We start from the raw sequence: 15,535 nt of genomic DNA on the forward strand, positions 1-15,535 counted from the left end.
GCTCCATGCCGGCCAAGCGCCGCCTGACCCGCAAGCAGCGCCGCCTCGCGCTGATCGCGGCGGCCGGCGCCGTGCTGTGCTTCGCGGCCGGGCTCGTGCTCTTCGCGATGCGCGATACGATCGTCTTCTTCTACGGCCCGACGGAGATCGTCGAGAAGGGAGTAGCCCCCGGTACCCGAATGCGACTTGGCGGCCTCGTCGAGACGGGCTCCGTCCAGCGTGGACCAGGCCAGCGCGTCTCCTTCGCGATCACCGATGGCAAGACCGCCATGAAGGTCGGCTATGACGGGTTGCTGCCGGATCTGTTCCGTGAGGGGCAGGGCGTAGTGACCGAGGGCGTCTTCGAAGGAGCAGGGCGGTTCAAGGCAGATTCGGTGCTGGCCAAGCATGACGAGACCTATATGCCGCGCGAAGTCGCCGACACGCTGAAGAAGCAGGGGCATTGGCAGCCCGGCGGCGCCGGCGCACCCGCCGCGCCCGCGGCCAAGCCGTGAGCCGGGCATGATCGTCGAGATCGGTCATTACGCGCTGGCGCTGGCGCTCGGTGTCTCCGTCATCCAGGCACTGGTGCCGTTCTGGGGCGTCGTGCGTCATGACAGGGCACTGGCGTCGGTCGGCAGCAGCGCGGCGCTGATCAGCTTCGCGCTGGTCGCGTTGTCGTTCGCGGCATTGGTCGCATCCTATGTCCGTTCGGATTTCTCGGTGGCGAACGTCGTCGCGAATTCCCATTCGGCGCAGCCGCTGATCTACAAGCTGACCTCGGTCTGGGGCAACCATGAGGGCTCGATGCTGCTCTGGGTGCTGATCCTGACCCTGTTCGGGGCGCTGGTCGCGCTGTCGCGCAACTCATTGCCGCCGCGGCTGCGGGCCGGGACCCTGGCCGTGCAGGGGTTGGTCGCCGTGGCCTTCCTCGCCTTCCTGCTGCTCACCTCTAACCCGTTCCAGCGCCTGGCGCAGCCCCCGGCGGAAGGGCAGGACCTCAACCCGATCCTGCAGGACCTCGGCCTCGCGATCCATCCGCCGTTGCTCTACATCGGCTATGTCGGCTTCTCGATCACCTATGCCTTCGCCGTCGCCGCCCTGATCGACGGGCGCATCGATGCGATGTGGGCGCGTGCCGTCAGGCCCTGGACGCTGTTGGCCTGGACCTTCCTGACGCTCGGCATCGCGATGGGCTCCTACTGGGCTTATTACGAGCTCGGTTGGGGCGGCTGGTGGTTTTGGGACCCTGTCGAGAACGCCTCCTTCATGCCCTGGCTCGCGGGCACGGCCCTGATCCACTCGACCGTGGTGATGGAGAAGCGCGATGCGCTCAAGGTCTGGACGATCCTGCTCGCGATCCTGACCTTCTCGCTGTCGCTGCTCGGCACCTTCATCGTCCGCTCCGGCGTGCTGACCTCGGTCCATTCCTTCGCCAGCGACCCGGCGCGCGGCCTGTTCATCCTCTTCATCCTGGTCTTCTTCGTCGGCGGTTCGCTCGCGCTCTTCGCCTGGCGTGCGCCGCTCTTGCGGCAGGGCGGGCTGTTCGCGCCGATCTCCCGGGAGGGAGCGCTGGTCGTCAACAACATCTTCCTTGCCACTGCCTGCGCCACGGTTTTCGTCGGCACGCTCTATCCGCTGGTGCTGGAGATGCTGACCGGCGACAAGATTTCGGTCGGAGCGCCCTTCTACAACGCGACCTTCATCCCGGTGATGGTGCCGCTGCTGCTGATCCTGCCGATCGGCCAGTCGCTCGCCTGGAAGCGCGGCGATCTGCTCGGCGCCGCCCAGCGCAACGCCGCCGCCTTCGGTTTGGCCGTGCTGACGTCGCTCGCGGTGATCGCCTTCACCCGGGGCGGGCCGGTCCTGGCGCCGCTCGGCGTTGGGCTCGGCGTCTTCCTGATCCTGGGGGCGGCGGTCGATCTTGGCGAGCGCATCGTCGCGCGAGCCAGCGGCTGGCAGGCCGTGCTGTCGCGCGCCAAGGGGCTGCCGCGCTCGGCCTGGGGCACGGCGCTGGCCCATGCCGGCATCGGCTTCAGCATCATCGGCATCGCCGCTCAAGCCTGGAGCACCGAGTCGCTTGCGGTCCTCAAGCCGGGCGAGCGCCTGACGAGCGGGCGCTACACGGTCGTGCTGGAGGGCGTCACGCCCCGGACCGGGCCGAATTTCCGCGCCGAGGTCGCGCGTTTTCAGCTGTTCTCCGGCGACCGGGAACTGGCGCCGCTCGAGGCGTCGAAGCGCATCTATACCGCCCGAAGCATGCCGACGACCGAAGCCGGCATCCGCACGGACGGGCTGAGCCAGGCCTATGTCAGCCTCGGCGAGGCGCAGGATGGCGGCGTCGCGGTACGGCTTTACGACAAACCGTTGATCCTGCTGATCTGGATTGGCTCGATCATCATGGCTCTGGGGGGCGGGCTTTCGCTCACCGACCGGCGCTTCCGGCTGGCGGCTCCGAAGCGTGCCGCGCCAGCGGTGGCCGCGCCGCAGCCGGCGGAGTAGGCCGATGCGTCGCCTTCTCCTGACGTTTGGCATCGTGCTGCTGGCAATCACCGGCGCACAGGCCGTGCAGCCCGACGAGGTGCTGAAGAATCCGGCGCTGGAGCAGCGGGCACGCGCCATTTCCGGCGGCCTGCGCTGCCTCGTCTGCCAGAACCAGTCTATCGACGATTCCGATGCGCCGCTGGCGCGCGACCTGCGCCTGCTCGTGCGGGAAAGGCTCGTTGCCGGCGACAGCGACAAGGCGGTGGTCGATTTCGTGGTCGCCCGCTATGGCGATTTCGTGCTGCTTCGTCCGCCCTTCAATGCACGCACGGCTTTGCTCTGGGCGGCGCCTTTCGTCATTCTGCTGCTGGCGCTCGCCTTCGTATGGATGCGCGCGCGCCACCGCACGGCTTCGATGGCTGGGCCGCAGACTCTGTCCGCCGAGGAGCGCGAAAAGCTCGCGGCTCTCATCGCGGCGGACGAGAAGCCCTAGCGGCTAATCCCGCACGCCCGAAACAGTTCGTGCGAATAGGCGCGCATGCTGGTGCCGGCGATAGCATAGGTGCCCCGGCCGGTCGGGGCGGGATGAGGCGAAGCGAAGGTCGCATAGGTTCGTGCGAAGCAGGTAGCGTCGCTGCCGGAATAGCCGCGCTCCGCCGCGACTCTCAATCCCGCACCATAGGCTCCGCCGCGTGCGCGTGATGCGCCGGGCGCGCCGAAGCGCTCCGAATCTCGCCGTGCCGCCAGATCCTGCAGTCGGTCGATCCCGCAGCGAGAGCGCTGCTCCGCATTGTAGGCTGGCGTCGAGTTGGCATACCAGCTGCGCTTGCCGCCGAGCTTCTCGACGACGACCGCATGTTTCGCGAAGACGCGAGCATAGCAATCGGCGTTTTCATACCCCCGTGCCTGCGCCACCCGCAGCCCGGTATTATAGGCCGAACCCTGCTGCGCGACGGCAGGGCCGCTCAGGCAGGCCACGGCAAACGAAATCCCCCAGATGATACGCATAGGCGCCTTCCCCCATCCCAGGCACAGGGGGCGCCGGCGAGCCGCCAGCCGTCAAGATGGTGCGGGCGGTCTTGCCGCTGAATCTTACGAAACCGTCATGTTCAGGCCAAAGCCGCGTAAGGCGGCTGGCATCATCTTCCTCGTCACGAACAGGGAAAACCCTGACGCTCACGAGGTTCAAATCATGACGACACAGAACGAAACCCGTAAGTCCATCCTGAAGCGCGGCGCCCTTCTCGCCGGCACCGCCATTCTCGGCATCGGTCTGGCCGCCGGCCTTGCCGACAGCGCCCTGATGCAGAACCACAACGCCATTGCACAGCCGATTCAGCTCTCCGGCGCGCAGAGCACGCTGCCTTCCTTTGCCGATCTGGTCGACAAGGTGAAGCCCGCGGTCGTCTCCGTCCGCGTCAAGACGCAGGCCGCAGCCGCCAGTGACGAGCAGAATCTGGATGATCTGCCGCCGCAGCTGCGCCGCTTCTTCCGCGAGCCTGGCGAGAACGACCGTCCGAACAAGCCGCAGCCGCGCCAGGGCATGGCTCAGGGCTCGGGCTTCTTCGTCAGCCAGGACGGTTATGTCGTGACCAACAACCACGTCGTCGAGAACGCCGTGGAGGTCCAGCTCGTCACCGACTCCGGCAAGACGCTGGAAGCCAAGGTCATCGGCACCGATCCGCGCACCGATCTCGCCCTGCTCAAGGTCAAGGATGCCGGTGACTACCCCTATGTGAAGCTCGGCGAAGGCAAGCCGCGCATCGGCGACTGGGTGCTGGCGATCGGCAACCCCTTCGGCCTCGGCGGCACGGTCACGGCCGGCATCGTCTCGGCCCAGGGGCGCGACATCGGCTCCGGCCCTTATGACGACTACATGCAGATCGACGCGCCGATCAACCGCGGCAACTCGGGTGGTCCGACCTTCAACCAGAATGGCGAAGTCGTCGGCGTGAACACCGCGATCTACTCGCCTTCCGGCGGCAATGTCGGCATCGCCTTCGCGATCCCGGCCTCCACGGTCAAGCAGGTCGTGGACTCGCTGAAGAAGGATGGCACGGTGGCGCGCGGCTTCATCGGCGTGCAGATCCAGCCGGTCACCGGCGAGATGGCCGATGCCATCGGCCTGAAGGAAGCCAAGGGCGCGCTCGTCGCCGAGGCGCAGGGCAACGGCCCCGCAGCCAAGGCCGGCATCCGCCGCGGCGACACCATCACGGCGGTCAACGGCGAGGCGATCAAGGACGCCCGCGACCTGTCCCGCAAGATCGCGACCTTCGCCCCTGGCACCAAGGCCACGATCACCCTGTTCCGCGAAGGCAAGTCTCGTGACGTGACCTTCGAGGTTGGCCGCCAGCCGGCGGCCTGAACGAAGCAGGCAGGTTCCCTCGGTCTTCCTGTCGCCCCAGCCGAGGGGACCAGCCATCGCGGCGGCAGGCCGGATGCGTATCCTCCGGCCTGCCGTTTTTTGTTTATGCGTGACGTGGAAGCCGGCGCGCGTGAAGAAAATGCGATAGGCGGAAACAGAGCAAAGGCCGGTCCGTTTGGATCGGCGTTTGCTCTGAGCTAGGTTATACTCATGCGACTCCTGATCGTCGAAGATGATGCCGAGGCTGCGGCCTATCTGACCAAAGCGTTCCGCGAGGTCGGCCATGTCGCCGATCATGCGGCCGACGGGCTGCAGGGCTATGCGATGGCTGAGGGTGGCGGCTACGACGTGCTGGTCGTCGATCGCATGCTGCCCCGCCTCGACGGTCTTTCCCTGATCCGCTCGCTGCGCGAACAGAAGGACGAGACGCCGGCGCTCATCCTGTCGGCGCTGGCCCAGGTCGACGACCGGGTGAAGGGTCTGCGCGCGGGCGGTGACGATTACCTGCCCAAGCCCTATGCCTTTTCCGAATTGCTGGCCCGCGTCGAGGTGCTGGCCCGCCGCCGCGGCGCGCCGGCTTCGGAGCCGACCAGCTATCGCGTCGGCGAACTGGTGCTCGATCGGCTCGCCCATCGCGTCACCCGCGAGGGGCAGGAGATCGTCCTGCAGCCGCGCGAGTTCCGCCTGCTCGAGTATCTGATGAAGCATGCTGGGCAGGTCGTGACGCGCACCATGCTGCTGGAGAACGTCTGGGACTATCACTTCGATCCCCAGACCAATGTCATCGACGTGCATGTCAGCCGCCTGCGCGCCAAGGTCGACAAGGGTTTCGAGCAGCCGATGATCCACACCATCCGCGGCGCGGGATACATGGTCCGTGACAGCGCCCGCTGATGCTCCCGCACGACGGCGCCAGAAATTCCTGCCGACGCTGTTCCGCACCACCGCCTTCAAGCTGACGGCTGCCTATCTCGTCATCTTCGCACTCTTCGCCGCCTTCGTGCTCGGCTATGTCGCCTGGAATGCACAGCGTCTGCTGACCGACCAGATCCGCTCGACCATCGATGCCGAGATCCAGGGGCTGGCCGAGCAGCAGCGCCAGGGCGGCATCCGCCGGCTGGTCAACATCGTCGAGCGCCGCTCGCGCGGGCCGGGTGCTTCTCTCTACCTCGTCACGACGCCGGTAGGCGAGCGCATCGCCGGCAATGTCGAGGCGATCCCGCCCGGCACGCTCGATCGTACCGGCGAGAGCGAGATCGAATACGCTCGCTCCAGCGAAACGGTCGATACGCCGAGCCATGCGCTTGTGCGCGTCTTCATCCTGCCGGCCGGGTTCCGCCTTCTCGTCGGCCGCGATCTCGAGGAGCGTGACCGGCTTGGCGCCGTGATCCGCCGCGCCGCCGGCTGGTCGGCAGCGCTGGTCTTCGTTCTCGGCTGCTTTGCAAGCTGGTTTGTGGCGCGCCGCGTGCTGAAGCGTATCGATGGCATGAGCGAGACGGCGCATGGCATCATGGAGGGCGACCTGAAGGGGCGCCTCGCCATCACCGGCACTGGCGACGAACTCGATCGCCTCGCGCTGAATCTCAATGCCATGCTCGACCGCATCGGAGAGCTGATGGCGGGCATGCAGCAGGTGACCGACAACATCGCCCATGACCTCAAGACACCGCTCACCCGCTTGCGTAGCCGGGCCGAGGAGGCGCTGCGCAGTGCACGGTCGCCGGACGAGCTGCGGGCTGCGCTTGATGGCTCCATCGAGGAGGCGGACAATCTGATCCGCGTCTTCAACGCCCTGTTGATGCTGGCACGGCTGGAAGCGGGCCGCGTCAGCGACAATATGGCTGAGCTTGATCTCTCGGAGATCGTCTCGGGAATGACGGAACTCTACGAGCCGCTCGCCGAGGATGCCGGGCTCTCGCTGGTCGGCGAAGTCGAGCCGGACCTGCGGATCGTCGGAAACCGCGAGCTGGTCGGGCAGGCCGTCGCCAATCTGATCGACAACGCCCTGAAATACGGCGGCCCCGAACAGGGCGGGGACGGCACCGTGACCGTCGCCGCAAGGCGCAACGGAGCCGAGATCGAGCTTTCCGTGGCCGATCACGGGCCAGGCATCCCGGAAGCCGATCGCGGCCGCGTGCTCGACCGTTTCGTGCGGCTCGACACCAGCCGCAGCAAGCCCGGCTTCGGCCTGGGCCTGTCGTTGGCAGCCGGTGTCGTGCGCCTGCATGGCGGCCGCCTCGGCCTGGAGGACAACGCTCCCGGGCTGCGCGTCGTCATCGCCCTGCCGATGGCTGAGAGCAAGTCTGTGGAAACGCAGGCGGCTCCCGAAGCTCAAAGCTCGACAGCCGTCGCAAACCCTGCTGGCGTGCCGTCCTCCTGAGGAGGAAGGTGTGCGATGGTTGAGCGGCTCTGTGACAGGCTGGGTGCGGCACCGGTCTTGCCGGCACGCGCCAAGGCCGAGGCGCTGCTGGCGCGCGAGCTGATCGAGCGGCTGCACGACGAGGCGGCGGCCGAGGCGCTGAAGACTCATCTGGCCGAACATCCGCGCAGCGCCGCTCTGGTCGCCGGTGTGCTCGCGCATTCTCCCTTCCTCTCCCAGGTCGTGCGCTTCGATCCCGAGGCCCTGCTCGCCTGCCTGACGCAAGCGCCCGAGGCGCGTCGTGACGCACTGCTCGCCGGGATCGAAGCCTTTGCCGGGGCTGGCTGCGAGACCGCGGACCTGATGCGCGAGCTGCGCCGCTTCCGCCGCGCCATGGCGCTCCTGATCGCGCTCGCGGATATCGGCGGCGTCTGGAACGTCGAGACTGTGACGGCAGCGCTGACTGCGACCGCCGACATGGCCGTGCGCCTCGCGACCAACCATGTGCTGCGACAGGCCGCCGATCTCGGAAAAATCAATCTGGCCGACCCCGCCAATCCGGGGCCCGGCTCCGGCCTCGTCGTGCTGGCGCTCGGCAAGCATGGCGCGGGGGAACTGAACTATTCCTCCGACATCGACATCGTGGTCTTCTTCGATCCCGAGGCGGCGGAGGCCGCTGGCGTCGGCGAGCCGTCGAGCTTCTTCGTCAAGCTCACCCAGCAGATCGCCCGCATCATCCAGGAGCGCACGCCGGACGGCTACGTCTTCCGCGTCGACCTGCGGCTCCGACCCGACCCCGCCTCGACCCATGTCGCGATCGCGCTGCCATCGGCTTATTCCTACTACGAGACCGTGGGCCAGAACTGGGAGCGCGCCGCCATGATCAAGGCGCGCCCGATCGCCGGCGACACCGATCTCGGCCTGCGCTTCATCAAGGATCTCGCCCCCTTCATCTGGCGCAAATATTTCGACTTCGCGACCATCGCGGACATCCATGCGATGAAGCGCCAGATCCAGACGGTGAAGGGCCACGAGACCATCGCCGTCGCCGGCCACAATGTGAAGCTCGGCCGCGGCGGCATCCGCGAGATTGAGTTCTTCGTCCAGACGCAACAGCTCGTCTTCGGCGGCCGCCGCCCGGCGCTGCGGGGGCCGCGCACGCTCGACATGCTCAAGGAGCTGACGAACGAAGGCTGGATCACGCCGCAGGCACGCGACGAACTTTCCGAATCCTATCGCTGGCTGCGCACCATCGAGCACCGCCTGCAGATGCGCGACGACGAGCAGACCCAGACCCTGCCGAAGGCGGCGGGCGATCTCGACGCCTTCGCCCGTTTCTGCGGCTATGCCAACGCCGCCGCCTTCGGCAAGGAACTGACGGCCCATGCCAAGACCATCGAGGGCCATTATGCCCTGCTGTTCGAGGAAGGGCCGAGCCTTGCCTCGGAAGCCGGGACGCTGAGTTTCACCGGTTCCGAGCCCGACCCGGAGACGGTCGAGACGCTCGGCAAGCTCGGCTTCCGCGATGGCATGACGGCGGCGGAGACGGTGCGGGGCTGGCATTTCGGCCGCCGCGCCGCCGTCACCAGCGCCCGCGCCCGCGAAGTGCTGACGGAGCTGACACCGGCGCTGCTGGTCGCGCTCGGCCGCACCGCCGATCCCGACGGCGCGCTCGCCCATCTCGACAACGCCTTCGTGCGGATGCCGGCAGCGGTCGAGCTTCTGACGCTGCTGCGCTCGCATGATTCCCTGCTGACGCTCTTCGCCGAGATCCTCGGCAGCGCGCCGCGCCTCGCCAAGGTCGCGGCCTTGCATCCGCATGTGCTCGACGGGGTCATCGACCCGGCATTCGGGCAGGCGGTGCTCGATGTCGACACGCTGGAACGCCGCATCCGCAGCTATGTCGGCTCGCCGCCGCCAAGCGTAGAGGACGGGCTCGACCGGCTCCGTGACGCCGCCCGTCAGGAGAATTTCCTCGTGGGCGCGCGGCTGCTCTCCGGCGTCTATCCGGCACAAGGAGCAGGTCAGGCCTATTGCGCCGTGGCCGAAGCCTGCCTGCGCGTGGCCTTTGCCGATACGCGCGCGTCTTTCACTGCCGATCATGGCGTAATCGACGGGGCGGAGACGGTCGTGCTCGGGCTCGGCCGGCTCGGCGCGGGAGAGCTGACGCCGTCATCCGACCTCGATCTCATCCTGCTCTACGATCGGCCCGAGGATGCCGGGCCGAGCAGCGGCGCCAAGAGCCTCGATCCTGTCACCTGGCATATCCGCTTCACCCAGCGGCTGGTCGCGGCGCTGACGGTGCCGACGCGCCGCGGCACGCTCTATCAGGTCGACATGCGCTTGCGCCCCACCGGCAACAAAAGCCCGGCGGCGACGCAGTTCGCCGGCTTCGAAGCCTATCACACCGGTGAAGCGGAGATCTGGGAGGAGATGGCGCTGACCCGCGCCCGCGTCGTCGCCGGCGACGCCGGGCTGGCGAAGCGGGCCGAAGCGTCGATCCGGGCGATCCTCTCCCGCAAGCGCGCGCCTGCCAAGGTCGCGGCTGCCGTCGCCGAAATGCGGGCCCTGATCGCCAAGGAGAAGGGCGAAAAGGACGCCTGGGACCTGAAGCTGGCTGCCGGCGGTCTGACCGATCTCGATTTCCTCGCCCAGTTCCTGCTGCTGGCCTATGCCAGCGACCATCCCGGCCTGATCGTCAACGATACGGCCTCCGTCTTCGCCGCCGCGCGGGCGGCTGGGCTGCTCTCTGACGGGGATGCTTCGATGTTGCTCGATGCACATCGCCTGATCGGCGACGTCCAGCTCTGGCAGCGCTTCACGGTGGAGGAAGCGTTCGATCCCAAGGCCGTGCCACCTCGGGTGCTGCGGCGGATCGCGACGGCGGTCGGACGGCCCGACGCCAAGGTGCTGAAGGCGGAGTTGGACGAGGTGCGCGCAGCGGTGAGGGCGATCTTCACGCGCGTGCTGGGAGAGGCCCGGAAGGGAAACTAGGCGTCACGCTCGGGCCAGGCCCGGGACCCTCATGACGAGAGGACGCAGGAGCCACTTCCGGCAGGAGATGCCCGGGTCTGGCCCGAGCATGGCGAGGCGGCGGCCGCCGGAGGCGGTTTAGGCTCAGGCCGCCTGCGCGGTGACGCGTTCGGCGCCGCCGTCGAGCGGCAGATGCACCATCACGATCGTCCCGGCGCCCATCGCCGAGCGCAGCCTGAGCGAGCCGCCATGCAGCTCGGCCAGCGACCGGGCGATGGCGAGGCCGAGGCCCGAGCCCTTGTAGCTGCGCACCAGATCGCCCTCGACCTGCTCGAACGGCCGGCCGACGCGGTCGATCTTCTCCTTGGGGATGCCGATGCCGGTGTCCTCGATGAAGATGTTGAGCGCGCCCGGCACATGTCGGGTACGCACCGCGATCCGCCCGCCTTCCGGCGTGAACTTGGCGGCGTTGTCGAGCAGGTTGCCGAGGATCTGGTAGAGCGCGCGCGGATCGGCCTCGAGATGGGTGTCGAGCGGGCCCTCGAGATTGACGATCAGCTGCTTGCGCTCGATCTCCGGCTGCACCTTGAGCAGGGCCTGATCCAGCACCGGGCCGATGGCGATCTCGGACTTCTCCAGCCGCATCTTGCCGGATTCGATGCGCGACATGTCGAGAACATCGTCGATGATCCCCAGCAGATAGCCGCCGCTCGAGCGGATGTCGCGGACGTAGTCGGAGTATTTCTCGCCGAGCGGGCCGAACAGGCCGTTCTCCATGATCTCGGAGAAGCCGATGATGGCGTTGAGCGGCGTGCGCAGCTCATGGCTCATATTGGCGAGGAATTCGGACTTGGCGCGGTTGGCGCTCTCGGCCGCCGCCTTCTGTTCGAGGTAGCGCTCGGCTAGATCCGCGAGCTGCTGGGCCTGGGCTTCCAGCTTCTGGCGAGAGGCCTTGAGGTCGGTGACGTGCATCAGGAGCTGGTGCTCGGACTGGGTCAGGCGCTCTTCCTGCTGCTTCAGCTTGGTGATGTCGGTGCCGACCGAGACCGAGCCGCCATCCTTGGTGCGCCGGCCGTTGATCTGGAGCCAGCGCCCGTCGGAGAGCCGCGCTTCATAGGAGGTGGCGCCGGCGGCGCCGCGCTGGACCCGCATCGGCTCCTGATCGATCTGCGGCTGGGCCGAGCGCTCCATGATCTCGTCATAGCTCGTGCCCGATTGCAGGGCCTCGGCCGGGAGCTGGTGGAGCTGTTGGTACTTGGCGTTGCAGAGGATCAGCCGGTTGTCGGCATCCCAGAGCACGAAGGCTTCCGAGATCGCCTCGACCGCATCGCGCAGGCGGGCGTCGGCGGTGGCGGTGCGCTCGGCCATGCGGCGCTGTTCGGAGATGTCGACGACGATGCCGACGAGGTGGCGCGAGCGGGTGCGCCGATCGATGACGAGCTCGGCACGGGCCTTGAGCCAGATCCACTCGCCCGAAATCGCGCGGACCCGGAATTCCTGATCGAGATGGCTGGCCTCGCCGCGGCTCACCGCATCGGCGATGGCGTAGAGGTCGACGTCCTCATGGTGGATGAAGCTGCTGACCTCGCCGAACGACATGTATTCGCCAGCGCGGTCGTAGCCGAGCAGGGCATACATCGAATCCGACCAGTAGATGCGGCCGCGGGCGAGATCCCAGTCCCAGAGGCCGCAATGGCCGCGGTTGAGCGCGGTGTCGATGCGTTCGCGCACGCAGTCGCAATCCTCGTCGGCGGCGCGGGCGCGCTTCGACTGCAGCATGAAGGCCAGCGTGATGACGCCGAGGACGAGGCCCGCCGCGCCGAACAGGATGGCGAGGCCGGAGCGGCGGATCTGCCAGACCGAGAGGGCGCGCGAGACCGGCTGCAGCACCGCGACCTGGCCGAGCGGGGCGGCGAGGTTGCGCACGCTCGCGAAAACCTCGGCGCCGTTGGGCAGGGCTATGCGCATCACGCCGGCGCGGTCGCCGAAGACGGTGAGCGGCTGGGTCTGGCCGAGGAAGTCGGTGAGGCTGCGCTGCGTCTGGCCGATCACGGGCTCGCTGGCGATGACGCGCCCGTCGGCGCCGCTGACATGGACGATGCGGCCATGGGCGGCGAGGTGGCGGGCCGTGAGCCCGGCGAGCACCGCCGCGGGCTCCTTGCCGGCGAGCGTCGCAGTGTCGAGCTCGCGGGCGACCAGCGCGGAAACCAGATCCATATCGGCGGCGGCATCCACGAGCGCGTCGTCGCGCATCGCGGATGTCTGCATGATCGCGCCGGCGCCGAGGATGACGAGGAAGAACCCGACCAGGACGGGGATCGCAGTTCTGAGTGCGGGCTCGAAACCCTCGAAGCGCTGATACAACGGATGGGTCAGCGATCTCGCTACACCCAGAATCGTATCGGCGCGCACAGGTGCGCAATCCGCGTTGGCACGCGACATGCCCGTCCCCCTTCGGAAAACATTACCGTCAGTAAGATCGGGAGACGTGCCGCATCCCCGCGAATCACAGTCAGTTGAATCCGAGAGCCCGGTTTTGTCTAGCCCTGAGTTGCGTTGGGAGCCCAGAATTCTCCTTTAGGTTGTGTTGCTTATCCGATGAATCCTGCGCGGGTAATGAAACGTTAATGAATTGGACAGGTCGCCGTTAACCTTTGGGAAGACGGGCTCAGGCGAGGGCTCTTTCGGCGATGTCGGCGACATCCCGCGACAGGTTCGGCATCCGCGCGACGGTGCTCAACGCCTCCTGTGCCAGCTGCTTGCGGCCGGGCTCCAGCATGCGCCAGCTCTTGAACGAGCCGAGGAGGCGCGAGGCGACCTGAGGGTTGGTCTTGTCCAGCGCGATGACGATGTCGCAGACGAAGTCGTAGCCCTCGCCATCGGCGCGGTTGAATTGGGTGAGATTGGCCGCGAACCCTCCGATCAGCGCCCGCACCCGGTTCGGATTGCCGAGCGAGAAGGCGGGGTGCTGCATCAGCTGCTTGACCCGCTCCAGCGTCTCGGGCTCGGCGATCAGCGCCTGCGCCATCAGCCATTTGTCGAGGACGAGCGGCTCGCCGGCATAGGCCGCCGCAAAACGGGTGATCAGGGCTTCGCGTCGCTCGCCGGGGATCAGCGTCATCGCGGCCAACGCTGCCAGTCGGTCGGTCAGGTTGTCGGCGGAAGCGAATTGCTCCTCGCACAGAGCGGCGCCCTCTGCCGGGGTGGCGAGAGCGGCGAGCCCGAGCAGTTCGTTGCGAAGTGCGCGACGCCCGGCGGAGCTGGCGTCCGCCTTGAACGTGCCCTTTGTCGCCAACGCCTCTCGCAAAGGCGGAAGCTGTGGGAGGACGGCCGCTCCGATAGCGGCCGACAGGCTCCGGTGAGCTTTGAAGATCGCGTCCGGATCGACGTCGCGGCCGATCTCGCGTGCGATGTCGGCGGGAGCCGGCAGGCGCAGCACCTGCGCGGCGAAGGCGGGGTCGGCCAGAGCTTCGGCCTTAAGGAAGCCGTCCAGCGCCCGGCCGAGCCCGGTGGCTGTCGCATTGAGCGCGCTGCGGGCCGCGCCGGGCTTTCCGGCCGCGACGAGGGCACGGATGGCGATGGTCTGCAGGGCCTGCCAGCGGTTGAAGGAATCGCTGTCCGCCGAGAACTGCCTGACGAGATCGGCGTCCGCGAGATCGAGTTCCAGCCGTGCGGGCGCTGAGAGGCCGCGCAGCAGCGAAGGGATCGGCGGTTCGTCGACATTGTCGAAGGTCACGGAGAGCGAGGCGCTGTCGAGAATGACGAGGCCATCGCCGGCATAGGCATTGGATTGCGTCTGCAGCGGCAGATCGCCCCCGGCTCCGACAAGGCCGAGCTTGATCGGCAGGACGACGGGCTGCTTGTCGCTCTGGCCGGGCGTCGGCGGCGTGCTCTGTGCCAGGTCGAGCGTATAGCGCCGGGTCGCAGCGTCATAGCGGCCGGAGGCGACGATGGTCGGAGTGCCGGCCTGCTCGTACCAGCGGGCGAAATGGCCGAGGTCCTTGCCCGAGCTTTCCGCAAAACAGGCGAGGAATTCCTCGATCGTCGCCGCCGTGCCGTCGCAGCGCTCGAAATAGAGGTCCATGCCCTGCCGGAAGGCTTCGTCGCCGATCAGCGTCTTGAGCATGCGGATGACCTCCGCACCCTTCTCGTAGACCGTCGGTGTATAGAAGTTGTTGATCTCCTTGTAGGCGCGCGGCCGCACCGGATGGGCGAGGGGGCCCGCATCCTCCGAGAACTGCGTCGAGCGCAGCGTGCGAACGTCGGCGATGCGCTTCACCGAGCGCGAGCGTTCGTCGGCGGAGAATTCCTGGTCGCGAAAGACGGTGAGCCCTTCTTTCAGGCAGAGCTGGAACCAGTCGCGGCAGGTAATGCGATTGCCGGTCCAGTTGTGGAAGTATTCATGCGCGATGATCGCCTCGATCGAGGCATAGTCGCCGTCGGTCGCGGTCTGCGGGTCGGCCAGGACGTATTTGTCGTTGAAGATGTTGAGGCCCTTGTTCTCCATCGCCCCCATGTTGAAATCCGACACGGCGACGACGTTGAACACGTCGAGATCATAGTTGCGGCCGAAGACCTTCTCGTCCCAGCGCATGCAGCGGACCAGTGAATCCAGCGCCCAGCCCGCGCGTCCGGCCTTGCCGGGCTCGACATAGACGGCGAGCTCGACCTTGTGGCCGTCGGCCGTGACATAGTCCTGCCGGACATGGTCGAGCGCGCCGCCGACCAGCGCGAAGAGATAGGCCGGCTTCGGATGCGGGTCGTGCCACAGGGCGAAATGCCGGTCCGTGCCCGGCACTTCGCCGGTGGCGATGAGATTGCCGTTCGAGAGCAGGACGGGCGCCTCGGCCTTCGCCGCTTCCAGCCTGACCGTGTAGACGCTCATCACATCGGGTCGGTCGAGGAAATAGGTGATGCGGCGGAAGCCGTCGGCCTCGCACTGGGTGCAATAGACCTTCGACGAGCGGTAGAGCCCCATCAGCTTCGTATTGGCGGACGGATCGAGCTCGGTCTCGATGGTCAGCGTGAAATCATGCGGCGGCGGGCTTGGTATCGTCAGCGCCTGCGGCGTCGCCGTATAGGCGGAAGCATCGAGCGGCTTGCCGTCGAGGGCGAGCGATTTCAGCGCCAGCTCGTCGCCGTCGAGCTTGAGCGGCGCGCCGGGCTGCCCTTCCGGATTGGGGCGAAAGGCGAGCAGGGCGCGCACGCGCGTCTTCTGCGGCTGCAGGCTGATGTCGAGATCGACCGTGTCGATCAGCCAGTCGGAGGGGCGGTAATCCTCGAGGCGGATCAGCGGAGCATCGTCGTTGCGCATGGGAGCCCTGATGGCGAAGTTCAGGGAGCGTTTCTAGAGCATGCCGGCTCGGGAGGGAAAC

Annotated in this window: 10 protein-coding genes; 7 read left to right on the top strand and 3 right to left on the bottom strand. The window is 67.4% G+C overall.

Annotated elements, in window-relative coordinates; translation table 11 throughout:
• The first annotated feature begins 23 nt into the window (after window positions 1-23).
• Genes ccmE through AC1DEZ_RS14325 form a run of 3 tightly spaced genes read left to right on the top strand, consistent with a single transcriptional unit; the run spans window position 24 to window position 2,956 of the window.
• On the top strand, window positions 24-494 hold the full coding sequence (gene ccmE / locus AC1DEZ_RS14315; protein ID WP_441512554.1) for a cytochrome c maturation protein CcmE: 471 nt from the start codon (window positions 24-26) through the stop codon (window positions 492-494).
• A 7-nt stretch (window positions 495-501) separates the two neighbouring features.
• Window positions 502-2,481 (top strand): heme lyase CcmF/NrfE family subunit, encoded by a 1,980-nt coding sequence (locus tag AC1DEZ_RS14320; RefSeq protein WP_441512253.1) that lies wholly within the window; start codon window positions 502-504, stop codon window positions 2,479-2,481.
• Window positions 2,482-2,485: 4 nt separating this feature from the next.
• Window positions 2,486-2,956: a cytochrome c-type biogenesis protein gene (locus AC1DEZ_RS14325; RefSeq protein ID WP_441512254.1), complete on the top strand. Its 471-nt coding sequence runs from the start codon at window positions 2,486-2,488 to the stop codon at window positions 2,954-2,956.
• Here the strand turns inward: AC1DEZ_RS14325 and AC1DEZ_RS14330 are convergent.
• Window positions 2,953-3,471 carry a hypothetical protein gene (locus tag AC1DEZ_RS14330; RefSeq protein ID WP_441512255.1) on the bottom strand — a complete coding sequence of 173 codons (519 nt, stop codon included), beginning with the start codon at window positions 3,469-3,471 and terminating at the stop codon, window positions 2,953-2,955. The genes AC1DEZ_RS14325 and AC1DEZ_RS14330 overlap by 4 nt on opposite strands.
• A gap of 184 nt (window positions 3,472-3,655) precedes the next feature.
• On the opposite strand from AC1DEZ_RS14330, the gene AC1DEZ_RS14335 reads away from it, so the two are divergent.
• From AC1DEZ_RS14335 to AC1DEZ_RS14350, 4 genes are all read left to right on the top strand, one after another.
• Complete coding sequence (locus AC1DEZ_RS14335) at window positions 3,656-4,828, top strand: trypsin-like peptidase domain-containing protein (RefSeq protein WP_441512256.1); 1,173 nt, start codon at window positions 3,656-3,658, stop codon at window positions 4,826-4,828.
• A 210-nt stretch (window positions 4,829-5,038) separates the two neighbouring features.
• Window positions 5,039-5,722: a winged helix-turn-helix domain-containing protein gene (locus AC1DEZ_RS14340; protein WP_441512257.1), complete on the top strand. Its 684-nt coding sequence runs from the start codon at window positions 5,039-5,041 to the stop codon at window positions 5,720-5,722.
• On the top strand, window positions 5,706-7,208 hold the full coding sequence (locus AC1DEZ_RS14345; RefSeq protein WP_441512258.1) for a HAMP domain-containing sensor histidine kinase: 1,503 nt from the start codon (window positions 5,706-5,708) through the stop codon (window positions 7,206-7,208). Before AC1DEZ_RS14340 ends, AC1DEZ_RS14345 begins: the two co-directional genes overlap by 17 nt.
• Window positions 7,209-7,223: 15 nt before the next feature.
• Complete coding sequence (locus AC1DEZ_RS14350; RefSeq protein ID WP_441512259.1) at window positions 7,224-10,181, top strand: bifunctional [glutamine synthetase] adenylyltransferase/[glutamine synthetase]-adenylyl-L-tyrosine phosphorylase; 2,958 nt, start codon at window positions 7,224-7,226, stop codon at window positions 10,179-10,181.
• A 123-nt stretch (window positions 10,182-10,304) separates the two neighbouring features.
• On the opposite strand, the gene AC1DEZ_RS14355 is transcribed toward AC1DEZ_RS14350, so the two are convergent.
• Both AC1DEZ_RS14355 and pepN read right to left on the bottom strand, forming a co-directional pair.
• A complete protein-coding gene (locus tag AC1DEZ_RS14355; RefSeq protein WP_441512260.1) occupies window positions 10,305-12,602 on the bottom strand; it encodes a PAS domain-containing sensor histidine kinase in 2,298 nt (765 codons plus the stop codon).
• A 226-nt stretch (window positions 12,603-12,828) separates the two neighbouring features.
• Entirely contained in the window at window positions 12,829-15,474 is a 2,646-nt protein-coding gene (pepN, locus tag AC1DEZ_RS14360; protein ID WP_441512261.1) for an aminopeptidase N, read from the bottom strand.
• Window positions 15,475-15,535: the final 61 nt, after the last annotated feature.

The organism is Allobosea sp. 10L422 (genome assembly GCF_056395345.1).